A 26,707-nucleotide genomic window follows, 5' to 3' on the forward strand; every position below is an offset into this window, starting at 1 on the left:
CGGGGTCGTCCCCAGATTAATGACTCGATCGAGCCGCAGGGTCGTCCCCGCGTTGCGCGCTAGTTTGACCAGCATTAACCCGGGGATCAAGTTTGCGCCTCAGTCGGCCGCTTGTTGCGCCAGCGAATCGCGATCTTCCTTTTCACTCATGCGCCGGAAGTACGTCGACAGCAGTGCCCCGGAAATATTGTGCCAAACGCTGAACAGCGCGCTCGGCACTGCCGCCAATGGCGAAAAATGCGCACTGGCCAATGCCGCGCCCAATCCCGAATTCTGCATGCCCACTTCCAGCGCCAGCGATTTGCGCTGGGCCAGCGGCAACTTGAACAGGCGCCCGGTGAAGTAACCCAGCAAATAACCGAAGCTGTTGTGCAGCATGACCACAGCCATGATCAGCAGCCCGGATTCGGCGATTTTCGCCTGACTGGCGGCTACTACGGCGGTGACGATGATCACGATGCTGACCACCGACACCAGCGGCAACACATCGACGGCGTGACGAACCTTGTCGCCGAGCAAACGCTGGGCAACCACGCCTAGGATGATCGGCAGCAGCACCACTTGCAGGATCGACCAGAACAACTCCATGAACGACACCGGCAGCCACGCCGAGGCCAGCAGCCAGATCAGCGCCGGGGTCAGCAGCGGGGCGAGGAGGGTGGTGACGGCAGCAATGGCCACCGACAACGCCAGATCGCCGCGAGCCAGCCAGGTCATGACGTTGGAAGAAGTGCCGCTCGGGCAGCAGCCGACCAGAATCACCCCGACGGCGATTTCTGGCGGCAGATGAAACACCTGGCAAAGCAACCACGCCACACCGGGCATGATTACGAAATGGGCAACCACGCCCAGTGCCACGCGCCATGGATGGCGGGCAACGGCAGCGAAGTCGTCGAGTTTGAGGGTCAGGCCCATGCCGAACATGACAAGTCCGAGCAACGGTACGATCGCGCTTTTCAGGCCGAGGAACCACGCCGGTTGCAGGAACGCAATCACAGCAAAAATCAGAACCCAGTAAGCGAAGGTGTTGCCGACAAAGCGGCTGAGTGCAGCCAGTGCGCGCATGGCTTGATCCTTATTATTAAATGAACACCACAAAACAAATGTAGGAGTGAGCCTGCTCGCGATAGCGATCTTTCAATCAACATATAAGTTGAATGTCAGTCCCTCATCGCGAGCAGGCTCACTCCTACAGTTTGGACATCACACGGATTTAGATGCCTTGAGGAGTCTCTTCCCCACCCAACGCTTCCACCAGCGCCGGCAGGAAATCACCGAAGGTCAGCATCATCAGGGTGAAGCTGGCATCCAGTTGACCCAGTGCCTCATCACCACCGTCCTGTTCCGCCTGATCCTGCAACAGATCTTCGAACTTCAGACGTTTGACAGTCATCTTGTCGTCGAGCATGAACGACAGTTTGTCCTGCCACGCCAACGACAACTGAGTGACCACTTTGCCGGTGCTCAGGTGCAGCTGGATTTCTTCGCTGGTCAGGTCCTGACGCTTGCAACGGACGATGCCGCCGTCTTCGTGGGTGTCGCGCAGTTCGCACTCGTCCAGTACATAGAAGTCGTCGGCAGCTTTTTGCGTGGTGACCCAATCGGTCATGACTGCAGTCGGTGCCATTTTCACGGTCAGCGGACGGACGGGCAGGGTGCCGATCACTTCACGCAGGGTCGACAGCAGGTCTTCGGCACGTTTCGGGCTGGCCGAGTTGACCAGGATCAGGCCCTGTTTCGGCGCGATGGCGGCGAAGGTCGACGAGCGACGGATAAAGGCGCGCGGCAGGAACGCCTGGATGATTTCATCCTTGATCTGGTCGCGTTCCTTCTTATAGACCTTGCGCATCTGCTCGGCTTCGATCTCTTCGACCTTTTCCTTGACCGCGTCACGCACGACGCTGCCCGGCAGAATGCGTTCTTCTTTACGCGCAGAAATCAGCAGGAAGTCGCCGCTGACGTGCACCAGCGGAGCATCTTCGCCTTTGCCGAACGGCGCGACGAAACCGTAGGTGGTCAACTCCTGGCTTGCACATGGACGCGCCAGTTTGGTGGCCAGTGCAGTTTCCAGCGCCTCGGCATCGACAGGCAGGTCTTGGGTCAGGCGATAGATAAGCAGGTTTTTGAACCACATGGGGTGAGTCTCTCCTTTATACAAAGGGGGGCATTATTGTCTTCGCCGTCTCATAGGCCAACCCTTCTCTAAGCCTTTGGAAGGCCTGAGAAAATTATTTAAAAAAGTGCTTGCCAGAGGTTGGGTCGCTCCGTAGAATGCGCGCCACACCGAAGCGAAGGGTGATTAGCTCAGCTGGGAGAGCGTCTGCCTTACAAGCAGAATGTCGGCGGTTCGATCCCGTCATCACCCACCATTCGTTTCAAGTGTTTAGCGCAGCGGTAGTTCAGTCGGTTAGAATACCGGCCTGTCACGCCGGGGGTCGCGGGTTCGAGTCCCGTCCGCTGCGCCATATTCGGTAACCTGGACCACTGAACGCCAGGTCACCACGGAAGAACCCGCCAAGGCGGGTTTTTTTCTGCTCCAAGGTTGTACCCGCGGGATGTGTCGTTTTACTGGTTTTCGGATTTATTTGAAAAAAACTTCAATTAAATCAACACTTTACGAAAACTTGTGGCATAATGCGTCCCGTAACGAAGCGAAGGGTGATTAGCTCAGCTGGGAGAGCGTCTGCCTTACAAGCAGAATGTCGGCGGTTCGATCCCGTCATCACCCACCATTCGTTTCAAGCGTTTCGCGCAGCGGTAGTTCAGTCGGTTAGAATACCGGCCTGTCACGCCGGGGGTCGCGGGTTCGAGTCCCGTCCGCTGCGCCATATTCGGTAATCTGGAACACTGAACGCCAGATCACCACAGAAAGCCCGCCTTGTGCGGGCTTTTTGCTGTCTGGGATTTGGGTATTTTTCGCGACCCATAACTATGTAGTGCCTGCCGGTTCCGTCGCTTTCGGACAATGAGCAATGTTCTTCATGACGCTTTTACGTCATAGAGCCAGCCAATTGCCCGACGAGAGCCAATCCAATGCCAAATCTTGCTGAAACTTCTGCCGCCGATGACGGCCAAGCGCTGTCGTTCCTGTCATCCAGTCCAGCCTTTCTTTCCAGCGATGACGCCGCTGCCTGCCTGCACGGCCTGTTGAAGGCCCCACGAAACGGCGAATTCAAAGGGTTCATTCTGAAAACCGTTGATGCACGATTCATTTGCGCAGAGCGTATAGATGCGCCGATGGCCGGCGACAAGAACCAGCAGAGCGACGCAACCACCGGGCAACATGGCATACCCGCTGTACTCGTCAGCGCGGCGGGGGAGCTGATTGTCCCGAGCGGCCTCACCCTTGAGGCGAGTTTTCACGCCCGCCCGGTGAAAGCGCAAGGTGCCGATGAAGCCACAACCGAATGGATTCAGCGTAATCGTTTCTTCGCAATCTCGGATTTGTCGGAAGTGATGAATACGCACCGAAAATTCGCGAAATGCTATCTATCCGCGCGTAATGGGGGGCTTCTGTCATACACGTCGAAAGACTCGCCGTTTGAGCAGGAGCTTTCGCCGCGACTTACCAGGAAAAGTAACGGTCAGCCTCGACGATTCGAGGAGTTGTATGAAGATGGTTCGATTCCAAGCAGCCTGTGGATCTTGCTGACGTTGGCCGCCGGAACAACAACGGTCATCGTAACCGGTGATCTCTGGCGGCACCGGGGCCATCTCAATGCCAGTTGGAGGGCGGATATCCTGCAAGTACAGCCGGCAAACTCAGCAATGCCGATCTTCGGGCCGATCTTTCGGGATGCCAAGGATGTTGCGCTTTATCTGCATACCAAATTACCTGAGTCGACGGCAGCGCAGCCAAATGTCGGCTTCATCCTCAAACATAATGTCAGTGATTTTTTTATCCTGACCGAACCGGTTTCCAGCCCTTACGCCAGCTTCGACCGGGCACTACTGTTTCCCAAGGATCAGCACGGCAATCCATTGATCCCCCGCGAATTTCGTGTGCACGGCATTTACCATTCAATTCAGCCATTACCAACGGCACGTCTGGCTCCGAGCGAAGTGGACCTTCAGCAGAATTTCTTCTCTGTAGCGGACCTCAAGGTCAGTCTGGACCATGTAATCGTGGCACCTCATCAACGTGTTTTCGCCATCACCCGTGATGGGGCGGTGCTACGTTTCGCCAAGCCGGTCATGCCCAAGGTCCGCACGCTGCTTGTCGAACTGGCGCAAGGCCTTGAGCAGAAGTTGATCACTGGCGGGATCACGCCAACGATATTTGTCGACAAAGTTGCCGACGCCGGGATCCTCAGTGTTCTGTTCCCGAGCAAGACTTGGCCCACCATGGGAAGGATCACGGCATCGACCAGCGTTGTTGCCAGCAGGCGCCATTCGGATCATTCGCCGTTGCGTTGATGGCGATAGTCGCTAATTGCCTCGTACACCGCTTTGCGCAGCCGGTTGATGCCGCCGATCGGGCGATGCGCCTCAACGCCAAACCAAGGATTGAACGACAGGTTGTCGCATTGCAGATTCAGCGCCGGATCATCGAAGTCCTGCGGCGGCAGCGTGATTCGCGCTACGGTTTCGAAAGGCGAATCCTGCTCACGCCATTCGATGCTGGTGTCTTCGATCGGCATGTATTTATTGGCATCCTGGCGCTGGATTTGCAGCATAAAACAGGCCGGCACCCGATCCGCCGACAACTGCTGATTCAACGCGCTGCGCAGGAAGTTCGGCAGGTCGTGGTTCTGTTTGGGCAATGTGTAAGCGGGGCAATTGTCCGGATCGGGTGCTACACGAAACTTTGCATTCGCGTCGCCGAATTTGTAGGGCGAAACCGAAAAGTATGTAGTCGCCGTCGGGCTGTCCGGCGGCGGCGACAATGTTGCCAGGGCAATAAACAAATGACGGATCTGCCAGCTGCGCGGGTCCCACCCGGGGAAAAACGCCATGACCTTCTTGCCCTCAGCCTGCGCTGCCACATTCTGACGATACTCGGCGACATCGCTGACAAAGAAGTTCGGATGGCTGAACATCACGAAATCCTGTTCATGCGCTGCCTGACGGTTGTCGAGCAACTGTTTTCCCGAAACGTCCAGCAGTTTGATCGCCATGCCCCTGGCGTCGCGGATGCTGTCGAACTGCGGGTAGGCATTGCCGTTGGACAGGCGAATCATTGCCTGCCAGGTTTTGCCTGGCTCACTGAATACGCCTTGGCGCAGCGACTGCGCCAGTTCCGGCAGAACCTGCACCTGAGCCTTGACGCAGCCATGCGCCTTGGCATGTGCGTCGCGCAGATACCGTGTGCTTTCGCGATGTTGATCGACGATGCGCACGGCAGTCTGAATCACGTCCTGAGTCATCGCAGCTTCGCCGGGCGGAATCTGCTCCAGCGTCGAAACCGGGCCGTGGTGCTGCCAGGCAAACCATGCCGTGGCAGTGGCCCAGCCGAGCAGGCCGATGACGACCATTATCAGCAGGACTTTGCCAAGCAGGCGTCCAAGCCACAACCAGACTCTGGCCAACAGCGGCAGTTCTTTCTTGAAGGCCGAGATCATGGCAGTTGCGCCTCCAGTGGGCCGCCGAGGACTTTCAGGTATTCAAGCAGCGCCCAGCGTTCTTCGGGCTGCAATAGCCGGCCAATCACGCCGTTGCCGCGTTCGCCAGCGCGGAATTCATGGCCACTGTTGTGGTTGCCAGTGATGCGCGTGTCGAACAGGAAGCCATTGGTGAAGGCTTCGGTGCGATAACCCAGATGTCGCGGATCGTATTCGAATGTGCCTTTGAAAAAGGTCGTGGCGCGCTCATCTTGCGGCGACAGCAACTGATAAATGCTCGGCACCGAGCCGTTGTGCAGAAATGGCGCAGTAGCCCAGACACCGGCCAGAGGGCGCGCCTTGTAAGCGACTTTTTCGCGCACGCCGATGGGCAAGCCGAAGCCGTCCAAGCGTGGTTTCTCCTGTGCGGTGACGTTGGCGTCGCGGTAGGCGCGGTCTTCGACGAAGGCGGTGACATAAGCCAGGCCCCTGGCCACCGACAGTTGGCTCAGGTCCAGAGGTTCCTTGGGCGTCGGATGCAGTTTGACGTCCAGGGTTTCGAGTTCCTTCAGATCCCATTGCAGGGCGGTCAGGTCGAAACGGTGGGTGGCGATATTGTTGGCGGCGGTCGGGTCGGTGCCGATGACATCGACCGGCAGCATGTGCAAATGCTGCACCCAGCGCTGACCCTCCTGCGTCTGGCGCGGTACGTGACAACCGGCGCAGTTCTCGGCAAACAGCGTGCGCCCCTTGGCTGCCATTGGTTTGTCGATGACGCCAAGCAGCTCCTCTGGCCAGGCGGGCGGCTTGAGCTTTTGCAGGGTTTCTTCGATCTTGTGCAAATCACGCACGCGCACGCTGGAGGCATAGCGTGCAGTGCCTTGTAACGGCTGACCGTTGGCATCAAAAAAATTCAGGGTGGCGCCGACGCCCAACGCTTCGCCGATGTTGCGCGCCATCGGCTGCTGCGCCGAGCCGTTCCACTGCACCCAATCGAACGTCCACATGTCCCAGAGCTGCGGGTAATCCACCGGGGCATTGGCCACGCGGTAGTTGGCGGGGGAAATTGCATCGCCAAATGTCGCGTTGGCGATGCGTCCAAAGGCGTCGGCGCGGCCGGGACCTTCTTCGGTCGGGTAGAGGCCGCGATGGGTATCGTTCCAGGCGACTTTAAGGAATGTGTTCAGTGAAGTTTTGAAGTCTTTGCGCAATTGCTCGTGGCGCGCGTCGTATTCGTCGCCCAGCACGGTTCTGGCAAAGCGTTCGAATTTCCATGGGTTGTAGTAAGTCGAGGTCAGACTTGCCACCAGAGCTTGTCCGAAACTTCCGCCGCGCAAAGTAGGAACACTGGAAGGCAACACATGTTGCGCGGTACCGCCGTCGATCCGTACGGCCTGGCCTTTGAAACGCAATTCGCCGGTGTGGCAAGCGGCGCAAGTGATGTCCAGATATTGCTCGGAGCTGCCGGGATTCTGGTGCCGGGCAAAACCGACGGGGAGGTTACCCGGATTGTTCGCCGTGGCTTTCTGCTGCGGATCAATCAGAAAACCGAAACGCGCGAGGTAATCGGGCGAGGCGAAACGTTGCGCCGAGAAGGGCAGTTCCAACGCCTGGAACCACTCATAGCGCAGGCCTTTGACCTGCGTACCCTGAGGCGTGAAATAGTAGGTTTGCCGGTCTTCGTCACTCCACTGATCGAGGTAATGCACCTGCTCGGCGGGGGTATAGGAAGGCAATTTCGGGTTGGCGACGTAATACAGCACCACTGCGAGCACGAGTCCCAGCAGCACGACGATCAGGGTCAGCACACGGAATAAAAGGCGCAAGATAAACATCCTTGTCGAATTGTTCCGCTGTTATGCCTGAGCCTGCACTATGCGGCAAGTGGCCATTACGCCAGATGATGCAAGAAGAAACGACGCTGATTGTCGGGACAAGATGACAGAAGCTTCATCGTCGCTTCGCGCCAATGCGTTTTAATCCCTGAACTTATCGGAAGTTTCCTGCTCTCATGCCGGTAGCCATTGGTCGTGGCGGCCTGATAAGCTCGCGGCTTTACTCGATTGCCCTTTCGGCGCATGAACAAGGAAATAGCATGAAACAGCATCGGTTGGCGGCGGCGGTTGCCCTGGTTAGCCTGGTCCTCGCGGGTTGTGATTCGCAGACCAGCGTAGAGCTGAAAACCCCGGCGCAAAAAGCTTCCTACGGTATCGGCCTGAACATGGGCAAGAGCCTGGCTCAGGAAGGCATGGATGATCTGGACTCCAAAGCGGTAGCCCAGGGCATCGAAGATGCCGTTGGCAAGAAAGAACAGAAGCTGAAAGATGAAGAACTGGTCGAAGCCTTCGCTGCACTGCAAAAGCGTGCTGAAGAGCGCATGGCCAAGATGAGCGAAGAGTCGGCAGCCGCCGGCAAGAAATTCCTCGAAGAAAACGGCAAGAAAGCCGGTGTGACTACCACCGCTTCGGGTCTGCAGTACGAAGTGGTCAAGAAAGCCGACGGCCCACAGCCTAAGCCGACTGACGTAGTGACTGTTCACTACACCGGCAAGCTGACCAACGGCACCGTATTCGACAGCTCCGTCGAGCGCGGCAGCCCGATCGATCTGCCGGTAAGCGGCGTGATCCCGGGTTGGGTTGAAGGTCTGCAACTGATGCACGTTGGCGAGAAGTACAAACTGTACATCCCTAGCGATCTGGCTTACGGCGCTCAGTCGCCAAGCCCGGCAATCCCGGCCAATTCGGTTCTGGTCTTCGACCTTGAACTGCTGGCCATCAAGGATCCAGCCAAAGAAGCCGCTGCTGCCAAGTAATTGGTCAAGGCTTCAACAACAACGCCTCGCTTATGCGGGGCGTTGTTGCATCTGGAGTCTGGCAAGGGTAAACAGAGCGAACCGATGTCGGTCGCGAGAGTCATAGCCATTGAGGCTGCCCGCGCTAGCCGCCCTGAGCAGCCAAGTCAATGAAATATTGGGGTTTTTTATGTGAGTAAAAAACGCCCGATCTGAGCGCAGCCCTTATGAAACGGGGCTTTCAGCGCTGAAATGCAGCTCTGTTCACAAGGTTATCCACAATTTGTGTGGATAACATTTCAACGGGAGGAATAGATGAAAGCTCCGTGGAATTTCGCTCGATTCCTGCCCCTGGCCGGTCGCCTGCTGGCACGCGGCCGCTTGCCGACCTTATTGTTTGCGGTCGCCAGCAAAGGCGCCGCGCAAGGCAATCGCCTCGGTAAACTCAAGGACGACTTACGTTTACTCCAGGCGTTGTGCCTGGCCTATTGGCGCGGCGAGTATCGGGCCATCAGTGGCAAAGCATTGATTTCGGTCGTGGCGGGGTTGATGTACTTCCTCAGTCCGGTCGACGCGATTCCGGACTTCATTCCGGTTTTCGGCATGCTCGACGACATTGCCGTCCTCGCCTGGCTGATGAAAACCCTCGACGATGAACTCAATGCTTTTCGTCTTTGGCGCAACCGTCAGCAGCCGGAAAAACTCGCCGTCGTCGAACGCCTGCCGGATACCCCCGAACAACTGCAACTTCAGGGGCCGAAAAAAACCTGATTATCAATACCCTCGTACAGATAGATACCCCCCGCGACCTTGGCCGCTGTTAGGATTACACTTCTAGGGAAAAGTGCCGACTCGCTAAGTGTTGTTGTCCTACGGGGTAGTCATGGATATTCAGATAATTGCACGCGATGGCGAACCCGAATACGCGGTTCTGCCGTGGGCTCAGTATCAGGCTCTACTAAAAGCAGCAGGCATCAACGAAACACCGTCGCGTCCGGCAGTCACGCCGCTCGCGGCCACACCAGACCCGATTCTTCCAGGCCTGGATCAACTACGCAGTTTGCGCGAAGGGAAGGGCATCGCCATTGAGGCGCTGGCCCGCACGGTAGGCATCAGCCCGTCTTATCTGGCCATGATCGAAAGTGGCGAGCGTCAGCCTGACGCCGCGATTCGCCGCAGCCTGGCCTGGGAACTGACGGTGCCAGGGTGGAGGGATGAATCGTGAGCGTACGCATCAGTCGTCAACATTGGGACGGATTGCTCGGAGAACTGGATCAGGCGCGCCGTCAGCGCCATCTGCTGACTTATCGGGCCTTGCTTGAACGGTTGCAATTGCCGACACCGGCCATGCAAACCTTGACTGCCGCGCTTGAGCATCTGGCCGCGCTGGATGCCAAGGCCGAACAACCGTTGCGCAGTTCACTGGTGATCAGCCAAGGCGCGAGTCGCCTGCCACGCACCGGTTTCTTTGAATGTGTTGAACGTCTGGGACGTTTTTCAGGGCCGTCGGATGGTGTTGCTGCGGCCTCTTGGCATGCCTCGGAAGTGGTCCGCGTTTTTGAATACGAGTACCCGGAATCGGCGGAGGCCTGAGTGTTTTTACGACTCAAGGCGCGAGCCAGTTACTGGCTGGCCCGCAGGCTGTTTCACTGGTCATGGTTTGTTCGCCAACCGCGCGGCTGGCGCTGGCTCGAAGGTCAGTTTGCGCGTATGGCCAACTTCGGCGATGTCGATGCGCAAAGCTTCTATGGGCACATCCTGACCTTTCGTGGTGTCGGCCTGGGTGCACGTGAAGAAGGTGTGCGCCTGTTGCGGCTGGCGGCACTTGCGGGTGATGGCAAAGCGGCTTACCAGATCGGTGTGATCAGCCTGGCGGGAACACCGAGCAAGTCGCCGGATCCTGTCGAAGCTGCACGCTGGTGGGGCATGGCCGCCAAGGCCGGGCATCCGTTGGCTGAGCTCAAATTGAAAGAGCTGAGTACTCGCGATTCAACACAGTAAATCCATTTATGTCCGCTCAAATAAACGCGGCGTGAGGTTTTCCTCTCGCCGCGTTTGCGTTTTTGCGCGCTTGTTTATCTATGAGCGATTTATTACAGACAAGTCCTACAGTTATCGCCTACTTGCCTGACTTCTTTCCTGATTGATCCCCCGCACAGTTCCCGCGCCTAATTTTTGCGCGAGGGAACGCTCATGTTTGATCTGCTTATTCAGTCCACTTCGCACATCCGCGTGCGCTGATGGAAGCCGTCAGCCGCATCGAGCAAGCACTCGACAGCTTTCCCGCCACCCTCAGTATTTACCGCGAACAGCTCAAGCATTGGGCCAGTCGAGCGGCGGACAAGGTCAGCCACGCCGCAGATCTGCCGTCACTGATGGGTATGGAGCGGATCATTCGCTTCGGCTCCGACAGCACTGCGGTCAGTAGCACTGACAACGAATTTTTCTCCGGCGTCGTCCAGTGCCCGGAGAGCGGCCCGATGCTGATCGAAAGCAAATTCGAGTCGGCCTACGACATCCCGCTCGGCAACATCGTGGTCGATGTGATCGCCATGGACGGTGGGGCAACCACCCCCATCACCCTTGATGCGCAAGGCAAGGGCTCTTTCAAAGGAGTACCTGGAAAGTTCTATCGGGTGCTGGTGCACAGCGATGTCACTCCGGATCAGGTCGAGGATCTTTTCAAAGCCTATGACGGCCTGACCGCTGAGCTGGATGGCTGGCTGCGCAGCGAGTGGCAGGGTTTCAAGCCGCAGTGGTCGCAGTCGGTGGCGACGGCAGCGGGCAACGGCATGCTCGCCGGGAGTTGGGCGGCGATCGAGGGGGTGTGGGACAGCATTGGTTTGCTGTCGGACATTCTCAAGGATCCCGGAGCGTTCGCCGAGCGGTTGGGTGAGGGCGCCACGCAGTTGATGGCGCTGGCAGCGACAGCCCCCGACGTCATGGAAAAGCTTCAACTTCTGGTCAGTGACGAAGCTGCACTGTGCTTGTTGCTGCGTACGGCCAGCCTTTGGCTGGAGATGCTCCCGCCCAGTGAAATCGCCGGCAAAACCGCTGAAGCGGCATCGATGATGATGGTGCAGTTGCTTATCGATGTGCTGATCAGCGTCGTCTTGACGTTCGTCAGTGGTGGCGCAGGCATCGCTTATCTGACGCTGCGTCTGGCGGATCGCGCCGTTCAGTTGCTGTCGGCGGTGAAGCGTTTGGTGCAGGCGATGTTCAGCATCGTCGAGGGCTTCATCAAATACGTCGATCAATACAAAAGCGTTGCCGCCCGAGGCATCGCCGCCGGGGTGAAAAAGGGTCGGATGCAATTGCGCTGGAATGCGCAGCGCAACACCTTGTTGAAGAAAGACGAGCCTCACGACGACTCGCCGGATCAGGCGAAAAACCCCAACGGCGACAGCGCCGATTGCGTGCCCTTCACCTGCACCAATGGTTGCCCGGTGTCGATGGTCACCGGCGAAGAGCTGCTGACCCTGAGCGATGCGGTGCTTGATGGCGTGTTGCCGTTTGAGTTCACACGGTTGTATCGCTCGAGCGCCGTCGAGATTGATGTCGGGTTGGGGTTTGGCTGGAGTCATTCGCTGGCGCATCGGCTGGTCTTTGAAGGCGACTTTGTGGTCTGGGTCGACCACGAGAACCGGCGTACGCGGTTTCCGTTGCCGAGCGTTGAACGACCGGCAATTCACAACAGCCTGTCACGGGCGGCGATTTTCCTTGGCGATGAACCGGAGGAGCTGATCCTCGCGCTGGCCGGGGACACGGCGCGGTTCTATCACTTTCGCGCAGGACGGCTGACGGCGATCAGCGATGCCTATGGCAATCGTCTGACGGTACAGCGCGATCGATCTGACCGGGTGCAGCGCCTGGACAACGGTGCCGGGCGCTCGCTGCTGTTGCGCTATGACCGGGCGCAGTTGCTGGGTGTGGATTACCAGGTTTTTCAGAACGCGGAGTGGGTAACTGAACAAGCGCTGGTCAGTTACCGCTACGACGCTTACCAGCACCTGATCGAAGCGACCAACGCCGTCGGCGACAGCGAGCGTTACGACTACGACGACGCTCACGTGATCCTGCAGCGGCAACTGGCTGGCGGCGCGAGTTTCTTCTGGGAGTGGGAACGGTCGGGGAAAGCCGCGCGTTGCGTGCGTCACTGGGCGTCGTTTTCGCAGATGGACACCCGTTACGCCTGGAAGGACGACGGCAGTGTCGCGGTGCATTACGTCGATGGCACCGAAGAGGTTTACGTGCACGACGAGCGTGCGCGGCTGGTGCGTAAAGTTTCGGCGGACGGTGGCGAGCAGCTCAAGGCCTATGACTCTTCGGGGCGGTTGATCGCCGAGCAGGATGCCTTGGGCGCCGTCACCGAATACCGCTACGACGAGGTCGGACGGCTGATCGCGCTGATTCCGCCGGACGAGGCACCCACGTCCTACGAGTATCGCAACGGTTTCCTGCATAAACGCTCTTGCGGTGACGCGGTGTGGATCTACCGACGCAATGCCGAGGGCGATGTCACCGAAGCGGTCGATCCTGACGGTCAGGTCACCCATTACTACTACGACACCCGGGGTCAGTTGCTGTCGATCCGCTACCCGGACAGCAGTCGGCATCGCTTGGTCTGGAACAGCCTTGGCCAGTTGACCGAAGAGACCTTGCCCGACGGCGGCGTGCGGCGTTTTTCCTACGATGCCTTGGGGCGGCGGACCACGACAGCGGACGAACACGGTGCGGTCACCCGTCAACACTGGGATGCCATCGGCCGACTGATCCAGACGACATCTCCTAACGGCAGCACCCGCGCCTACAGCTACGGCGCCTACGGTCAGGTCACCGCCGAGCGCGATGAGCTCGGGCGCATTACCCGCTATGAATACGACGACGACCTGCACCTGGTTTCGCGGCGGATCAACCCCGACGGCACGCGGGTGCAGTACCGCTACGACCATGCGCAACTGCTGCTCACCGAGATCGAAAACGAATCCGGGGAAAAATACCGGATCGACTACACGCCGACCGGGCTGATCCGTCAGGAAAGCGGTTTTGACGGCCGCCGTACCGCGTACGCCTATGACCTCAACGGCCATCTGCTGGAGAAGACCGAGTTTGGGGATGACGGCTCTTGTTTGCTCACCGCTTATGAGCGCGATGCTGCCGGGCGTCTTCTGGCCAAAACCCTGCCCGACGGCCTCAAGGTCAGCTATCAATACGACCGCCTCGGCCGACTGATCAGTGTCGACGACGGTCAGCAACACCCGCTGGCCTTCGAGTACGACCGTCAGGACCGGCTGATCACCGAACATCAGGGCTGGGGCACCCTGCGTTACCGCTACGACGTCTGCGGCCAGCTCCAGCGCATGCGCCTGCCGGACAACAGCCAACTCGACTATCACTACGCCAAGGGCGGTGCACTGGCCGCCATCGACCTCAATGGCGCTTCGCTGACCCGCCATGTCTTCCAGTCGGGCCGCGAACAACAACGCCAGCAAGGTCTGCTGCTCAGCGAATATGCCTACGACGACCAGGGCCGTTTGCTCGCCCACGCTGTAGGCCATCAGCATGATTCACTGTACCGCCGCGATTATGCCTACAGCGCCAACGGCAATCTGGCGCACATCGCCGACAGCCGCCACGGCCAGCGTACCTACGGCTACGACGCCCTCGATCGCCTGATCAGCGTTCGTCACTCACGCGACGAACTGCCGGAAAGCTTCGCCCACGACCCGGCCGGCAACCTGCTGATGCAGGACCGTCCTGGCCCGAGCCAGATCAAGGGCAACCGCCTGCTGATGCAGGGCGACCGCCATTACGACTACGACGCCTTCGGCAACCTGATCCGCGAACGCCGTGGTCGCGGACAAACACTCGTCACCGAATACCGCTACGACTGCCAGCACCGCCTGATCGGCCTGACCCGCCCCGACGGCCAGACCGCGTCCTACCAATACGACGCCTTCGGCCGACGCATCCGAAAAACCGTCAACGGCGAGACCACCGAGTTCTTCTGGCAAGGCGACCACCTCGTCGCCGAAAGCAGCGAACACGAATACCGCAGCTACGTCTACGAACCCGGCACCTTCCGCCCGCTGGCATTGCTCGACGGCAAAGGCCCGAAAAAAGCCTGCCCCTTCTACTACCAACTCGACCACCTCGGCACCCCGCAAGAACTCACCGACTACAGCGGCGACATCGTCTGGTCCGCGCAATACGACGCCTACGGCAAAGTCGCCGCGCTGACCCTGGCCGGCGAAGACTACCTGAACCAACCGCTGCGCTTTCAGGGGCAGTATTTCGACGGCGAAAGCGGCCTGCATTACAACCGCCACCGGTATTACGACCCGAGATTGGGGCGGTATCTGACGCCGGATCCGATCAAGTTGGCCGGTGGGCTGAATCAGTACCAGTACGTGCCGAATCCGACGGGGTGGGTGGATCCGTTGGGGTTGAGTTCTAACTGCCCGCCACCCAAAAAAAATAAGAACCAGAAGTGCTCAGTACCAACTCAGGCTAACAAGCCTAATGTAAATCAAGGGTTACCTGTCGTTCCGGCTGTTGGCAAAGATGGGCCGCAAAATGAAGCTGAAGCTAAGCGTCAGGTATTAGCTTGGAACAGACAATACAGAATGCACTCAGTAGAAAAACATGGGCCAGAGATTGATGATGCAGCTTTAAAGCAGAGGTCAATAGACGGCTCGCATCCAACAAAAAAAGGCGTTAGAGGGATGGTGGGCCCGAGTTCTCAATTCAGTAGTTGGATGATGCAATTTCGAGCGTTGCATTTTGCTTTATCTAGAATGCATAAAAAAAATCCTGAGCCGACAGGATATGATGCTGACCAAAACCCTATTGTTAGGATGAAACTGCCAGGGGCAGGCCGTGGCTACAAGCCCAATACAAGAGATCTAAGCAATCCTCGTTATATAGATAGCTTGGATGGGGCAGAAGTGAAGTTTGATAAGCGAGATGTTACACGACCATTTACTGGCTTTCCAAGATAGGTGAACTTATGTTGATGCTACCATTTACAAAGTTGCCATATGAGCCCCGGCTCTCTAACGTTCTGAGTGGAATATCGATTTATGATCGGGAAGAGACGCTTGGTCAGGCATTGTGGAATTACGATCCAAATAAGTATGATGATCGACAAGAAATAATTAAAAACTTCATTGTTCCTGAGTTTGATTATTTAACCTATCGTCATAGATATTTGATTTACAATCTCATTGAAAGCCATTTGCAGGATGCTTGTTTTGATTTTTCTGGAGAGTTTGAAAGTGACTATGAAGATCCGAGAGTGCTTGCATGGGACGAAACACAAATAATAGACGCTCGTGGTTTTTTTGAACATATATACGAAGTCGTAAGTGAGTCATGGAAGGATGATTTACTTCGAGCGAGTCTTGAAGATCAAGCACAATGGTGATTTTGATTGATCTAGCTAAATCGCGAAGTTGAAGAAATCAACGTTGGCCGACTAGTTGCGATGGATGGAGGTCTGAAGCGATGAGACTATCAATCACATGCACGCTATACCCCGGAACATTCTTCGCATGATGCTTCGCTTGGGAAGCCATTTCCGCGAGTTGGCTGGCATCGAGGTGCGCGCAGGCTTCGGGATGTAGATGCACGACGCCGATGGACAGTGACAGTAGCGGAAACTCCTGCCGCACCCCTTGGCGATTCGGCGCAATAAAACATCCCGCCTCAAGGTGTTCGGGGCGGTAGAAGCGTCGGCATTGGCTCTGAAAGTCATCAAGCAGTTGATTGAGTCGTTTGCGCCAGTCTTCGGGGCCCAAGACGAGCAGGAAGTCATCGCCGCCGATATGCCCGACGAAGTCGCGGGACGGGTCTACCCGCTCGTTGAGGCATTGCGCCAGACACAGAAGGACTTCGTCGCCGCGACCATAGCCGTAGATGTCATTGAAGGGTTTGAAGCTGTCGATGTCGACGTAGCAAATGACCGACTCGCGGCCTTGTTGCAGCAACCGCGTCAGGCATTGCTGAATCGGCACGTTGCCGGGCAGCAGGGTTAGCGGGTTGGCGTAGCGCGCCTGCTGGATTTTCAGTTCGGTAATCAGTTTAAGTACGTCGATCACCCTGCCAAGGCCGAGGTAGCCGCCGTTAAGGGTGATGATGAAGTCCTCTTCGATGCGTTGGCGGGCGCGGCTGGTGATCAGGCGGCTGACTTGTTGCAGCGACTGGCTCATTTCCACGGCGAGGAAATCGTCGTTCATCAGGCGGCTGATCGGTTTGCGCGCGAACAGGTCGGTGGCGAACGGTTTGAGCAGGGCATCGGACAGGGAATGACGATGGACGATGCCGCAGGGTTGGCCTTGTTCGTCGAGTACCGCCAGGGAGTTGAGGTTGGCCTGACGGCGGAAGGCTTCCAGCACGTTGGCGGTGGGTGTGTCGCGATGCACGGCCGGTTGGTCGTTGAGCAGGGCGCTGAGGTCGCTGCCTTCGTCGTTCAGCGCAACGCTGCTGCTGTCGTGTTTGGGCATCAAGGCGCGGGCATCGCGCGGTGGGTGTTCCTGGGGGCGGCCAAGCAGATAACCCTGCACCAGATCGACGCCCATTTCAGTCAGCACTGCGAGTTCTTCCGGCAACTCGATGCCTTCGGCAATGACTTGTGCGCGTGAGGCTTTGGCGATTTGCAGGATCGAGCCGACGAACTCGCGCTTCAGCGCGTCCTGATGAATGCCATCGATGAAGTGCCGATCGATCTTCACGTAATCCGGGCGCAATTCCGACCATAACCGCAAGCTGGAATAGCCGGCACCGAGATCATCCAGCGCAATGGAAAAACCCATCGCCCGATAGTGATGCAAGGCCGTTTGCAGCAACTGGAAATCGTCGATGGGTGTTTGTTCAGTCAGTTCGATGACCACCTGACTCGGCGGAATGCCGAAGTCCTGTAACAACTGCAACGTGCGCCCCGGTTGATGCGCGGCTTCGAGCAAGGATTCGGGGGAAACGTTGAGGAACAACTTGCCCGGCAGTTGCTGCTCGTTGAAGCGGCGGCAAGCGCTCTGGCGGCAGGCGATTTCCAGTTCGCTCAAACGCCCGGCCTGACGGGCCACGGCGAACAGTGCGATCGGCGAGTGAAGAGGGCTGTTGGACGGGCCGCGCGTGAGGGCTTCGTAGCCGAGAATGCGCCGTTCCGAGAGACTGATGATCGGTTGGAACAGGCTGTGTAAACCGCTTTGAGTCAGGATCGAGCTCAAGGCACTCAGCTGTTCGGTCGTGGTCATGGCAATCTCTGGCGATAAAAAAAGGACTGGGAGCGCTCTTTTTCAAGAGAAGCTCCCAGTCCTTTATTGCACGACAGAATGATGACTGTTTGATGACGATCCGGGGATCGTCAGCACTAAATTGCCATCACCTTACTTCTTGGCCACCTGATTGCTCAGCTTCAGGTAATCCAGCAGGACGCGCCCGGTTTCGCTCAGGTAGGCATCGTCTTCTGGTTTGACCTTGTCCGGGTCGGCGGCCGCGAGGGCGTCTTCGTCTTCTTTCTTCAGCTCTTTAAGCGGCTCTTCGCCTTTGGCCTTGCGACGAATGTTTTCCATCGTCAGCTGTTTGGCGTCGATGTCGTTGTGCTGGGCACGGCGCTCGGCTTCGTTGAGGCTGACGGTTTTTTCTTCCATCAGTTTCTGCGCCAGGGCCAGCTTGTCACGGATGAACACGAACTCGGCATCCTTGGCGGTGCGGGTGTCATGTTCGGACTTGAGCTGGGCAAGGAATGGCTTGAACGGATCGGCCGCCGGTTTGATCGCCGCGCGGATGGTGTCCCACGGCATGGCTTCCGGCAGTGCGCTCTCGCCGATTTCCTTGGTGTCGATCAGCGACGGGTAGTCGATGTCCGGCAGCACGCCCTGATGCTGGGTGCTCTGCCCGGAAACCCGGTAGAACTTGGCCAGCGTCAGTTTCAGTTCGCCATGGTTGAGCGGCTGAATGGTCTGCACGGTGCCTTTACCGAAGGTCTGGCCACCGATGATCAGCGCGCGGTGATAGTCCTGCATGGCGCCGGCGAAGATCTCCGAAGCCGAGGCGGACAAGCGGTTGACCAGCAACGCCATCGGACCTTTGTAGAACGCGCCCGGGTTTTCATCTTCGAGTACGTCGACACGGCCATCGGCATTACGTACGAGTACGGTCGGGCCTTTGTCGATGAACAGACTGGTCAGCTCGGTGGCTTCCTGCAGGGAACCGCCGCCGTTGTTGCGCAGGTCGATGACCACGCCGTCGACTTTGTCTTTCTGCAGTTCGGTGAGCAGCTTCTTGACGTCGCGGGTGGTGCTCTTGTAGTCCGGATCACCGGCACGGAACGCCTTGAAATCCAGGTAGAAGGCTGGAATCTCGATGACACCGAGTTTGTAGTCCTTGCCGTCCTGTTTCAGGTTGAGCACGGACTTCTTCACGGCCTGGTCTTCGAGCTTCACCGCTTCCCGGGTGATCGGCACGATCTTGGTGGTCTGGTCGTTCGGCGCATTGCTCGCCGGAATCACTTCCAGACGCACCACGGTGCCTTTCGGGCCGCGGATCAGCTTGACCACTTCGTCCAGACGCCAGCCGACGACGTCGACCATCTCTTTGTTGCCTTGGGCAACGCCGATGATCTTGTCGGCCGGGGCGACCTGCTTGGTCTTGTCGGCCGGGCCTGCCGGCACCAGACGCACGACTTTCACCTGGTCGTTGTCGCTCTGCAACACGGCACCGATGCCCTCGAGGGACAGGCTCATGTTGATGTCGAAGTTTTCCGCGTTATCTGGCGACAGATAGTTGGTGTGCGGATCGTACGACATGGCGAAGGTGTTGATGTACGCCTGGAAGATGTCTTCCGGACGGGTCTGGTCCAAGCGCGCCAGCTGGTTCTTGTAGCGCTTGGTCAGGGTTTCCTGAATCTGCTTCGGCTCTTTGCCGGCAATCTTCATCCGCAATACTTCGTCCTTGACGCGTTTGCGCCACAGGTCGTCGAGTTCAGCGGTGGATTTGAGCCAAGGGGCGTCCTTGCGATCGATCAGCAAGGTCTCCCTGGTGGTGAAGTCCATCTTGTCGACGCCTTTGTTCAGCTCGGCAAGGGCGAAGTCCAGCCGCGACTTGACGCGGTCCAGATAGCGCTTGTAGATGGTGAACCCGGCGTTGAGGTCGCCGCTTTTGAGGAAGTCGTCGAACTGCGTCTTCCACTTGTCGAATTCGGTGATGTCGCTGGCCATGAAGTAGCTGCGCGACGGATCCAGCAGCTTGAGGTAGCTGTCGTAGATGATCACCGAGCGCGCATCGTCAAGCGGCGGCTTGCTGTAGTGGTGACGCTTGAGCAACTCGACGACGTTCAGGCTGGCGATGACTTCATCGCGATCAGGCTGCAATTTGTCCCAGCTGTTGGCTGCGAATGTATTGCCCGACACCGGCAACAAACCGATACCGATGAAAAGAGCGAGGGCGGTGCTGGGGAGCAAATGCTTCATGCTGATTCGACGCGGGGACAATTGATAACGCATATTAGGCCGTCTTTGAAGTCGCCGGTTCTACGAGAGCCGGTCGCATAATGCAAAAAGCCCGGCGCTACAGCTTCGGGCTCAGTCCAGACTCACTATGGAGGCACTGTGAAGGCATTGCAAGGCGTTGACGGTCAAGTGGCATGGGTTGAAGAGCCGAGTCCTACGTGCGATGTAGGACAAGTCCGCATCCGAGTGGCGGCGGCAGGCCTCAATCGCGCCGATTTATTACAGAAAGCAGGGCTTTATCCGCCACCGCCAGGGGCCAGCCAAGTGCTCGGTCTTGAGTGCTCCGGGGTCATCAGCGAGGTTGGCGCGGGCAGTGCCTGGCAGGTCGGCGATCGGGTTTGCGCCTTGCTGGCCGGGGGCGGCATGGCTGAAGAGGTGGTCGTCGACGGGCGGCACGTGCTGCCGGTTCCCGAAGGCGTCTCGCTGATCGAGGCCGCGGCATTGCCCGAGGTTTATGCAACAGTCTGGCTGAATGTGTTTCAACTTGCGGCGCTCAAACCGGGTGAGAAAGTTCTCCTGCATGCCGGCGCAAGTGGAATCGGTTCAGCCGCCATTCAGTTGTGCAAGGCGTTCGGCAATCCGTGCTGGGTCAGCGTCGGTTCGGCCGAGCGTTTGGCCTACTGCGAGGCTCTGGGCGCCCAGGGCGGGGTAGTGCGCACCGATGATCTGGAGAGTCTGCGTGATTTCGGGCCGTTCAATGTGATTCTCGACCCGGTTGGCGGCAATTACTCGGCGCTGAACCTGAAGCTGATGGCGCTGGATGGGCGCTGGGTGTTGATCGGTTTGATGGGCGGGCGTGAGGCCAAATTGGATCTGGCGCAGGTCTTGGCCAAGCGCGTGCAACTGCTGGGCTCGACGTTGCGCAGCCGGGATGATCAGTTCAAGGCGGATCTGTTGAGTGATCTGGGCCAGCAGGTTTGGCCGTTGTTTGCTGAGGGGCGCTTGAGTCCACAGTTGGCCAAGGCGTTTGCGGTGAAGGATGCCGAGGCGGCGTTTGCGGAGTTGGCGAGTAATACCGTTTCTGGAAAATTGGTATTGGTGATTGACGAAAGTCTGAGCTGAGATCAAGGCGAAAAGCCCCTCACCCTAACCCTCTCCCAAAGGGAGAGGGGACTGACCGGGTTGTTCTGCCGAGCTACATCGACCTGACACATGGAGTCGAACTCAGGTTCGGGGTGTCAGCCTGCAATTGCAGATTAAATCTTTGTCATTTCCAAAGATGGATTGGCCAGTTGGCCTTTTCGGCGTGCTCCAGCAACACCGGATCCGGATTCACCACGTGTGGGAAATCCACCTTCAGCAACAGCGGCAGATCATTGCGCGAGTCGGAATAGAAACTCGCACCTTCCAGGTTCTCTTCTTCAGCATCCAGCCATTCCAGCAAGCGGGTGATCTTGCCTTCGCGGTAGGTCAGGGTGCCAACGGTATGCCCACTGTAAACGCCGTGGGCGACTTCCAGTTCGATGCCCAGAATTTCATCGATGCCCAGTCGATCGGCAATCGGTCTGACCAGATGCGTGCCCGACGCCGAGATCACCAGAATCCGGTCGCCGGCCTTGCGGTGGGCGGCGATGGTCTTGGTCGCGTCGCTGAAGATGATCGGTTCGATAAAGTCTTCAACCCATGGCCCGACCAAGTGCTCGACTTCTTCCGGCGTACGCCCGATCAACGGCTCCAGGCTGAATTCCATGTAGTCTTCCATGCGCAATTTGCCATGGCTGTAGGCGTCCATCAGTTCGTTGTTCTTGCGCATGAACGACTCGGGATCGACCCAGCCCAGGCGCCCCATCTGCTCGCTCCAGAGGGTGGCGCAGTCGCCGTGGATCAAGGTTTCGTCCAGATCAAAAATTGCCAAAGCCATCGGTTCTCTCCGAGAACAGCTGCGAGCTACAAGCGTCGAGCTGCAAGAATTGAAATCAGTTACGCCGCAGTCTACAACTTGAAGCTTGTAGCTCGAAGCTTGCAGCTGCTTTTAAGCTACTTCACACAGGGCCGTCGGATCGATGGAAAGCGCCAGACGCTGACCGTCGGGATGCAAATCAGCGGCCGAACGATTGAGCACATCCACCACCAATTCCACGCCGCGCGCTTCGATCCGGTAGCGGATGACGTTGCCGAGCAGGCTGTGGCTGCGGATCTGCGCGTCGAGTTCGCCGTTAAGGCTCAGTTCGATGGCTTCCGGGCGAATGGCGATGCGGTGGTTGATCGGACGCTGCAACAACTTTGAAGCGTCGTCGGCATCGAGCAGGTTGTAGTTGCCGATGAAGCCGGCGGCGAACACATCGACCGGCGCGGTGTACAGGGTTTCGGCATCGCCGCTCTGTACGATTTTTCCCTGATTCATCAGGAAAATGCGATCAGACATGGTCAGCGCTTCTTCCTGATCGTGGGTGACGAAAATCGTCGTCAGGCCGAGTTCGCGCTGAATCTGGCGGATCTGTTCGCGCAGGTGTTTACGAATTCGTGCATCGAGTGCCGACAGCGGCTCGTCCAGCAGCAACAAACGCGGGCGCGTGACCAGCGAACGGGCGAGGGCCACGCGCTGGCATTGGCCTCCCGACAACTGATGCGGATAGCGACTGGCGAAGTCGTTAAGTTCAACCAGTCTCAACACTTCCGAAACGCGCTTATGGCTGTCGTCGGCATTGACCTTTTGCATGCGCAAACCGAAGGCAACGTTCTGTTCCACGGTCATGTTTGGGAACAGCGCATAGCTCTGAAACACCATGCCGATCCCGCGTTTCTGCGGACTCAACGGCACGATATCGACGCCATCGAGGAGGATCTTGCCGCCATCGACCGGTGTCAGGCCGGCGATGCAACGCAGCAGTGTGGATTTGCCGCAACCGGAGGGGCCGAGCAGGGTGACGAATTCACCCTTGTTGATCTCGCAGTCGATGTCGCTGAACACGGTCGTGCCAGCGTAGCTTTTCTGCAGGTGTTGGACGCTGACATAGCTCATTCGCTTTTGTCCTTGTTCAAGATGTTGGCGATCCAGGTCAGGACCAGCACAAAAAAGAAATACGAGATGACCAGCGCACTCGTGAAGTGACCGCTGCTGTTACGCATATTGTTCAGGTAAACCTGCAGGGTTTCGTAGCGCGTGCCGACCAGAATGTTGGCAAAGACGAACTCCCCGAACAGGAACGAGAACGACAGCAGCAAGGCGACCATCAGGCCTTTGCGCAGGTTCGGCAGCACCACCAGAACGGCTGCTTGAAAGGTGCTGGCGCCGAGCAGTTGCGCGGCGTCCATCAGGTCGCGCAGGTTGATCGCTTGCAGGTTGTTGGTGATCGCCCGGTACATGAACGGCAGGGCCACGGTGAAGTAGCAACCGATCAGAATCCACGGTGTACCGACCATGGCCATCGGCCCGGAACCGTAAAGTTGCAACAGTCCCACCGACGACACCACTGGCGGCACCGCGAAGGGCAGCAGGATGAGGATGTTCATCAGCGCATCGAGTTTCGGGAAGTGGTAATGCACCACGAACAGCAGCGGCAGGATCAGCACCACCGACAGCACCAGCGCGCCTACGCAGACCAGCAATGACTGGCCGAATGCGTGAAGAAAGCGCGGATCGCTCCACAATTGGATGTACCACTTGAAGGTGAAACCGCTGGGCAGGATGGTCGCTGACCAACTGCTGGCGATCGAATAGACCAGCGTGCCCACGAGTGGCAGCAAGAGGATGGCGAACAACAGATAAACCACGACGCGGTGGTAGAGGCCGGCCGGGCCGGATTCAGCGCGAGACATGGTAGCTCCTCTTCAACAGCAGTTGATGCACGACGGTGACGATGGTCATCAGCGCCACCAGCACCACGGCCAGGGCGCTGGCCAGATTCGGGTCGAGGGAAATATCGCCGGAGACCATCGCCGCGATACGGATCGGCAGGACGTTGAAGTTGCCCGTCGTCAGCGCATATACCGTGGCATACGCGCCGAGGGCGTTGGCCAGCAGGATCACGAACGTACCGAGCAGCGCCGGGGTCAGCACCGGCAGACCGATGTGCCGCCAGAACTGCCAGCCATTGGCACCAAGCAGTGCGGCAGATTCGCGCCAGTCTTCACGCAAGGCGTCGAAGGCGGGGTAGAGCAGCAGCACGCCAAGCGGAATCTGGAAGTAGGTGTAAAGGATGATCAGGCCGGTTTTCGAGTACAGGTTGAAATCCTGAATGATCCCCGACTGCTTGAGCATGATGGTGATGCTGCCGTTGAAACCGAGCAGGATGATGAACGCGAAGGCCAGAGGCACCCCCGCGAAGTTGCTGGTCATGTTGGCGAAGGCGTTCACAAAGTTGCGCAGTTTTGAATCGACCCGGCGCAAGGAATATGCACCGAGTACGGCAATGATGATGCCGAATACGCTCGACCAGAAACTGATCTCGAGACTGTACTGGATCGCCTGCAAGTAGAACTTCGAACTGAAGATCTTGCTGAAGTTGGCGAAGCCCCAGCCGAACTCTTCCGATTGCAGGCTGTTGATCATCACCCAGACCAACGGGGCGATTTCGAAGACGATAAAGAACAGCGCGAAGGGCACCAGGCACAACGCCGCCAGCCATTTGCCGCGAGTCATCGAGTTCACTTGAGCAACTCCCGGCACACAGGTTTGTCGTGGGGCACGCCGAGCAGTTCGCAAACAGTGCCGCAGATGTCGGTCTGCTTGGGTGCGGCGCCAGCGTCGAAGCTGAACGCGTCACCGAGGACAAACAGCGGCACCTGACGTTCTTCCGGCAGCAGGCCGTTGTGCGAGCGGTCGTTGTTCATGCCGTGGTCGGCAGTCACCAATACCTGATAGCCAGCGTCGACCCAGCTCTGCAGATAATCGGCGAGGATGATGTCGGCGAAGCGCGCGCTGTTGCGGTACTGCGAGGAGTCGAGGCCGTGCTTGTGCCCGGCGTCGTCAATGTTCATCGGGTGAATCAACAGGAAGTCCGGATCGTGGCGCAGGCGCAGGTTTTCGGCGTCGGCGAACAGGTGCGAATCCGGGTAGTGATCGCTCCAGTAGAAATGCCCGTGCTGGATCGGCAGCGAAAGATTGTCGGTGTGCCGGTCGCGTGCCGCAACGAACGGCGAACGGTTATACAACTCGCTGACCCAGTGATACGCCGCCGCCGCGGTTTTCAGACCGGCGTCGCGGGCGTAGTGATAAATGCTGCGCTGGTTAGACAGGCGCGAGACGTTGTTGTGGACGATGCCGCTGTCGATCGGCGGCACGCCGGTGAGGATGCATTCATAAAGCGGTCGGGACAGGGCCGGCAGTTCGCACTCCAACTGGTAGAGCGCAGCGCGTCCTGCGCCAACATAAGCCTGCAGATGCCCCATGGCGTGACGCGCGACCTCGTAGTTGAGGCCGTCGAGCACGACAAGGATGACGTTGTGCTTCATAGGGGCAAAAACTCCGAAAACAAAACTGGAACCAACCCCTGTAGGAGCTGCCGCAGGCTGCGATCTTTTGATGTTGCTTTTAAAGGGCAAGATCAAAAGATCGCAGCCTGCGGCAGCTCCTACAGATGAAGGATTACTTCATCTCGACGATGACTTCCTCGTTCCACTGCTGTGGCAGGGCCTTGGAAGTCTTTTCCCACGCATCGGCGTCCTTGATCGGAGTGACCTTTTTGTACTGCTCGTTCGGCAGCAGTTTGGCCTTCACGTCTTCCGGCAGTTGCAGGTGCTCGGCGCGGATCGGGCGGGCGTTGCCGCGGGCGAGGTTGGTCTGGCCGGCGTCGCTGAAGATGTACTCGCGGGTCAGCTTGGCGGCGTTCGGGTTTTTCGCGTACTTGTTGATGATCGTGGTGTAGCCGGAAATCACCGAACCGTCGGACGGGATCAGCACCACGTAGTCATCCGGGTTGGCCATTTTGGCTTTGTAGCTGAGGCCGTTGAAGTCCCAGACCACACCGACTTCGATCTCGCCTTTTTCCATGGTGGCGATGGTCGGGTTAGCCATCGACAGACGACCTTGCTTGGCGATGTCGGCGAACAGCAGCAGCGCAGGCTTGATGTTTTTCTCGTCGCCACCGTTGGCCAGTGCTGCAGCCAGAACGCCGTTGGCGGCTTGTGCGGCGGTGCTCACGTCACCGATGGAAACCTTGTATTTACCGCCCTTGAGGTCAGCCCATTTGGTCGGTACTTCGGAGCCGTGCAGGAGTTTTTTGTTGACGATGAAGGCGATGGTGCCGGTGTAGGCCAGCGCCCAGTTGCCGTCCTTGTCCTTGGCCCAGTCCGGGACTTGATCCCAGGTGCTTGGCTTGTACGGTTGCACCACGCCTTGCTTGACCGCGATCGGGCCGAAGGCGGCACCGACGTCGCCGATGTCGGCGCTGGCATTGTCTTTCTCGGCGGCGAACTTGGCGATTTCCTGGGCGGAACTCATGTCGGTGTCGATGTGCTTGAGGCCGTAGGTTTTGGCCAGGTCTTCCCAGGTGCCTTTCCAGTTGGCCCAGTCATCGGGCATGCCGACACTGTTGACGGCGCCTTCCGCTTTCGCAGCGGCTTCGAGGGTTTTCAGATCGGTGCCGGCCGCCATGGCGGAGGTGCACATTGCAATGGTCGAGCCTAACAGTGTTGCCAGGAAAAGCTGTTTCATTCCGAAGCTCCTTGGTCGTGTTCAACGCTGCGATTGCGGTGTGTGTTGGTCTAGGTCAGCAATACCTGAGCCAATTTAGGCGGGCTGGATGACACTTTGATGTCGGCGGCCCTGCGGCAGGTCTTTTGTTTGCTCGGTATCAGCGGTTGCCAGATAAGCGTAGACCATGCCCAAGCCCCGGCGGACAAGGGACTTGGCCGATGTATTGCAAGTCATGAGGACGACCGTTCGGTAGTTTTGTCATCTCTCGGTCATCTGCACTGCCTAGGCT

General features: G+C 58.1%; 21 protein-coding genes and 4 tRNA genes. 13 read left to right on the plus strand and 12 right to left on the minus strand.

Translation table 11 applies throughout. The features are described from left to right. Positions 1–99 precede the first annotated feature (99 nt). Both CKW17_RS11955 and rdgC read right to left on the minus strand, forming a co-directional pair. Complete coding sequence (locus tag CKW17_RS11955) at positions 100–1,065, minus strand: bile acid:sodium symporter family protein (protein ID WP_095119977.1); 966 nt, start codon at positions 1,063–1,065, stop codon at positions 100–102. A 148-nt stretch (positions 1,066–1,213) separates the two neighbouring features. After that, the gene (gene rdgC / locus CKW17_RS11960; protein WP_064390914.1) at positions 1,214–2,134 is read right to left on the minus strand and encodes a recombination-associated protein RdgC; all 921 of its coding nucleotides are present in this window, start codon (positions 2,132–2,134) and stop codon (positions 1,214–1,216) included. Positions 2,135–2,293: 159 nt separating this feature from the next. On the opposite strand from rdgC, the gene CKW17_RS11965 reads away from it, so the two are divergent. From CKW17_RS11965 to CKW17_RS11985, 5 genes are all read left to right on the plus strand, one after another. Beyond that, positions 2,294–2,369 (plus strand) — tRNA-Val (locus CKW17_RS11965). 19 nt (positions 2,370–2,388) lie between these two features. Beyond that, positions 2,389–2,465: transfer RNA gene (locus CKW17_RS11970), tRNA-Asp, on the plus strand. A 191-nt stretch (positions 2,466–2,656) separates the two neighbouring features. Then, positions 2,657–2,732 (plus strand) — tRNA-Val (locus tag CKW17_RS11975). A 19-nt stretch (positions 2,733–2,751) separates the two neighbouring features. Continuing rightward, a tRNA-Asp gene (locus CKW17_RS11980) sits at positions 2,752–2,828 on the plus strand. 205 nt (positions 2,829–3,033) lie between these two features. Further along, entirely contained in the window at positions 3,034–4,416 is a 1,383-nt protein-coding gene (locus CKW17_RS11985; protein ID WP_095119978.1) for a hypothetical protein, read from the plus strand. Here the strand turns inward: CKW17_RS11985 and CKW17_RS11990 are convergent. Both CKW17_RS11990 and CKW17_RS11995 read right to left on the minus strand, forming a co-directional pair. Continuing rightward, a complete protein-coding gene (locus tag CKW17_RS11990; protein ID WP_095119979.1) occupies positions 4,398–5,561 on the minus strand; it encodes a catalase family protein in 1,164 nt (387 codons plus the stop codon). The genes CKW17_RS11985 and CKW17_RS11990 overlap by 19 nt on opposite strands. Beyond that, positions 5,558–7,366 (minus strand): di-heme-cytochrome C peroxidase, encoded by a 1,809-nt coding sequence (locus CKW17_RS11995; RefSeq protein ID WP_095119980.1) that lies wholly within the window; start codon positions 7,364–7,366, stop codon positions 5,558–5,560. Before CKW17_RS11995 ends, CKW17_RS11990 begins: the two co-directional genes overlap by 4 nt. Before the next feature lie 269 nt (positions 7,367–7,635). On the opposite strand from CKW17_RS11995, the gene CKW17_RS12000 reads away from it, so the two are divergent. The 7 genes from CKW17_RS12000 (at position 7,636) to CKW17_RS12030 (ending at position 15,757) form a co-directional block, all read left to right on the plus strand. Next, positions 7,636–8,352 carry an FKBP-type peptidyl-prolyl cis-trans isomerase gene (locus CKW17_RS12000; protein WP_007919751.1) on the plus strand — a complete coding sequence of 239 codons (717 nt, stop codon included), beginning with the start codon at positions 7,636–7,638 and terminating at the stop codon, positions 8,350–8,352. 294 nt (positions 8,353–8,646) lie between these two features. After that, entirely contained in the window at positions 8,647–9,102 is a 456-nt protein-coding gene (locus tag CKW17_RS12005) for a YkvA family protein (protein WP_016987828.1), read from the plus strand. A gap of 112 nt (positions 9,103–9,214) precedes the next feature. Then, positions 9,215–9,556 carry a helix-turn-helix domain-containing protein gene (locus tag CKW17_RS12010; RefSeq protein WP_095119981.1) on the plus strand — a complete coding sequence of 114 codons (342 nt, stop codon included), beginning with the start codon at positions 9,215–9,217 and terminating at the stop codon, positions 9,554–9,556. Further along, complete coding sequence (locus CKW17_RS12015) at positions 9,553–9,924, plus strand: hypothetical protein (RefSeq protein WP_003223109.1); 372 nt, start codon at positions 9,553–9,555, stop codon at positions 9,922–9,924. The genes CKW17_RS12010 and CKW17_RS12015 overlap by 4 nt, the downstream gene beginning before the upstream one ends. Beyond that, complete coding sequence (locus CKW17_RS12020) at positions 9,925–10,332, plus strand: SEL1-like repeat protein (RefSeq protein ID WP_095119982.1); 408 nt, start codon at positions 9,925–9,927, stop codon at positions 10,330–10,332. Positions 10,333–10,571: 239 nt separating this feature from the next. Next, complete coding sequence (locus tag CKW17_RS12025; protein WP_095119983.1) at positions 10,572–15,332, plus strand: RHS repeat-associated core domain-containing protein; 4,761 nt, start codon at positions 10,572–10,574, stop codon at positions 15,330–15,332. Between the two features lie 8 nt (positions 15,333–15,340). Then, positions 15,341–15,757 (plus strand): hypothetical protein, encoded by a 417-nt coding sequence (locus CKW17_RS12030; RefSeq protein WP_095119984.1) that lies wholly within the window; start codon positions 15,341–15,343, stop codon positions 15,755–15,757. A gap of 37 nt (positions 15,758–15,794) precedes the next feature. On the opposite strand, the gene CKW17_RS12035 is transcribed toward CKW17_RS12030, so the two are convergent. Both CKW17_RS12035 and CKW17_RS12040 read right to left on the minus strand, forming a co-directional pair. Then, entirely contained in the window at positions 15,795–17,585 is a 1,791-nt protein-coding gene (locus CKW17_RS12035) for a bifunctional diguanylate cyclase/phosphodiesterase (protein ID WP_095119985.1), read from the minus strand. Positions 17,586–17,717: 132 nt separating this feature from the next. Next, positions 17,718–19,802 carry a carboxy terminal-processing peptidase gene (locus CKW17_RS12040; RefSeq protein WP_176470064.1) on the minus strand — a complete coding sequence of 695 codons (2,085 nt, stop codon included), beginning with the start codon at positions 19,800–19,802 and terminating at the stop codon, positions 17,718–17,720. 138 nt (positions 19,803–19,940) lie between these two features. On the opposite strand from CKW17_RS12040, the gene CKW17_RS12045 reads away from it, so the two are divergent. Beyond that, on the plus strand, positions 19,941–20,903 hold the full coding sequence (locus CKW17_RS12045; RefSeq protein ID WP_095119987.1) for a zinc-binding dehydrogenase: 963 nt from the start codon (positions 19,941–19,943) through the stop codon (positions 20,901–20,903). 145 nt (positions 20,904–21,048) lie between these two features. Here the strand turns inward: CKW17_RS12045 and CKW17_RS12050 are convergent, their stop codons facing one another. The 6 genes from CKW17_RS12050 to CKW17_RS12075 form a co-directional block, all read right to left on the minus strand. Next, on the minus strand, positions 21,049–21,702 hold the full coding sequence (locus tag CKW17_RS12050; protein ID WP_007916329.1) for an HAD family phosphatase: 654 nt from the start codon (positions 21,700–21,702) through the stop codon (positions 21,049–21,051). 111 nt (positions 21,703–21,813) lie between these two features. Next, positions 21,814–22,803 carry an ABC transporter ATP-binding protein gene (locus CKW17_RS12055; RefSeq protein ID WP_095119988.1) on the minus strand — a complete coding sequence of 330 codons (990 nt, stop codon included), beginning with the start codon at positions 22,801–22,803 and terminating at the stop codon, positions 21,814–21,816. Beyond that, positions 22,800–23,600: an ABC transporter permease gene (locus tag CKW17_RS12060; protein ID WP_016983774.1), complete on the minus strand. Its 801-nt coding sequence runs from the start codon at positions 23,598–23,600 to the stop codon at positions 22,800–22,802. The genes CKW17_RS12055 and CKW17_RS12060 overlap by 4 nt, the downstream gene beginning before the upstream one ends. After that, entirely contained in the window at positions 23,587–24,423 is an 837-nt protein-coding gene (locus CKW17_RS12065; protein WP_172604543.1) for an ABC transporter permease subunit, read from the minus strand. Before CKW17_RS12065 ends, CKW17_RS12060 begins: the two co-directional genes overlap by 14 nt. A 5-nt stretch (positions 24,424–24,428) precedes the next feature. Then, on the minus strand, positions 24,429–25,235 hold the full coding sequence (locus tag CKW17_RS12070) for an alkaline phosphatase family protein (protein WP_095119989.1): 807 nt from the start codon (positions 25,233–25,235) through the stop codon (positions 24,429–24,431). A gap of 133 nt (positions 25,236–25,368) precedes the next feature. Further along, a complete protein-coding gene (locus CKW17_RS12075; RefSeq protein ID WP_077571761.1) occupies positions 25,369–26,436 on the minus strand; it encodes an ABC transporter substrate-binding protein in 1,068 nt (355 codons plus the stop codon). Positions 26,437–26,707 lie beyond the last annotated feature (271 nt).

It is taken from the genome of Pseudomonas sp. Irchel s3f10 (assembly GCF_900187515.1).
Lineage (GTDB): Bacteria > Pseudomonadota > Gammaproteobacteria > Pseudomonadales > Pseudomonadaceae > Aquipseudomonas > Aquipseudomonas tensinigenes.